The organism is Streptomyces polyasparticus, assembly GCF_014493765.1.
Lineage (GTDB): Bacteria > Actinomycetota > Actinomycetes > Streptomycetales > Streptomycetaceae > Streptomyces > Streptomyces polyasparticus.
In genome coordinates this window covers 1-1,341 of the sequence record NZ_JACTVJ010000100.1, presented here as the reverse complement: position 1 = coordinate 1,341, position 1,341 = coordinate 1, and the positions used below count along the sequence as shown (strand labels likewise).

The following is a 1,341-nucleotide window of genomic DNA, read 5'->3' as shown; positions in this document are numbered from 1 at the left end:
GATGGTGTCCCGCTGGGTGGTGTAGCCGCGATCTCCGCGTAGCCCCTGGTCATGGGGCGGCCACCGCGCAACTCTCCGAGTAGAGAAGCTCGTTGAGAGAGGTGACGCGATGGCCTTGTCCCAGCATGACTTACTCCGCCTCATGGAGGCACTGCGTACGGCAGACGGAATCGAGTTGGTCAGGGTCCTGGCCCAGCGGATCCTGCAGGAACTCATCGAGGCCGAGGCCACTGCCCACATCGGTGCAGAGCCCGGCGAGCACACCGAGACCCGCACGACCTGGCGCAACGGGCACCGCGAGAGGCTGCTGACCACGCAGGCCGGCGATCTGGACCTGGCGATCCCCAAGGTCCGCACCGGGTCGTTCTTCCCGTCCCTGCTGGAACGCCGGCGGCGCATCGACCAAGCCCTCTACGCCGTCATCATGGAGGCATACGTCCACGGTGTGTCCACCCGCAGCGTGGACGACCTGGTCAAAGCGTTGGGCGGGGACACCGGGATCTCCAAGTCCGAGGTCTCGAGGATCTGCGGCGACCTCGACGCGGAGCTGACCATCTTCCGCACCCGCCCCCTGGACCACACCCGCTTCCCCTACATCTACCTCGACGCCACCTACTGCAAGGCCCGGGTCGACCACCAGATCGTCTCCCAGGCCGTGGTCATCGCCACCGGCATCACCGAGGATGGCGGCCGCGAAGTCCTCGGAGTCATGGTCGGGGACAGCGAAACCGAGGTGTTCTGGAGCGAGTTCCTGCGCTCGCTCCGCTCCCGCGGACTGAGCGGGGTCCGCCTGGTCATCGGCGACCACCACCTGGGCCTGGTCACGGCCGTCCGCAAGGTCATGCTCGGCGCCGCCTACCAGCGATGCCGCGTTCATTTCCCGCGCAACACCTTCGCGGTGATCCCCAAGGACTCCGGGGAGATGGTGGCCGCGACGATCCGCACGATCTTCGCCCAGCCCACCGCCGAACTGGTCCGATCCCAGCTCGACACCGTCGCCGACATGCTCGGACGAAAGTTCCCCAAGGTCAGGGACATGCTCCTGGAGGCCAAGACCGACCTGACCGCGTTCGCGGACTTCCCCGAGCGACATTGGAAGAAGATCCAGTCCACCAACCCCCTGGAGCGGGTCAACCGCGAGATCAAGCGCCGCGTCGACGTCGTCCAGATCTTCCCCAACCCGCCTGCCCTCGAACGCCTCACCACCGCCGTCCTCATCGAGATGCACGACGAATGGATCGCCTTCCCCCGCAGCTATCTCCCCAAAGGCGGCATGGACTCGATCTACCCCCAGCCAGAAGATCAACCCGACGCCGTTACACCACTACAGGGGACATGACC

Annotated in this window: 1 protein-coding gene; it reads left to right on the top strand. The window is 66.1% G+C overall.

All coding sequences use genetic code 11. The annotated features are described in order from the left end of the window. The first annotated feature begins 109 nt into the window (after positions 1-109). Positions 110-1,339, top strand: coding sequence for an IS256 family transposase (locus H9Y04_RS45620; protein ID WP_187820143.1), 1,230 nt, complete (start codon positions 110-112; stop codon positions 1,337-1,339). Positions 1,340-1,341: the final 2 nt, after the last annotated feature.

Bases quoted from the DNA above. Each gene is read 5' to 3' on its own strand.
- H9Y04_RS45620 (WP_187820143.1), top strand. From the start codon at position 110: ATGGCCTTGTCCCAGCATGACTTACTCCGCCTCATGGAGGCACTGCGT.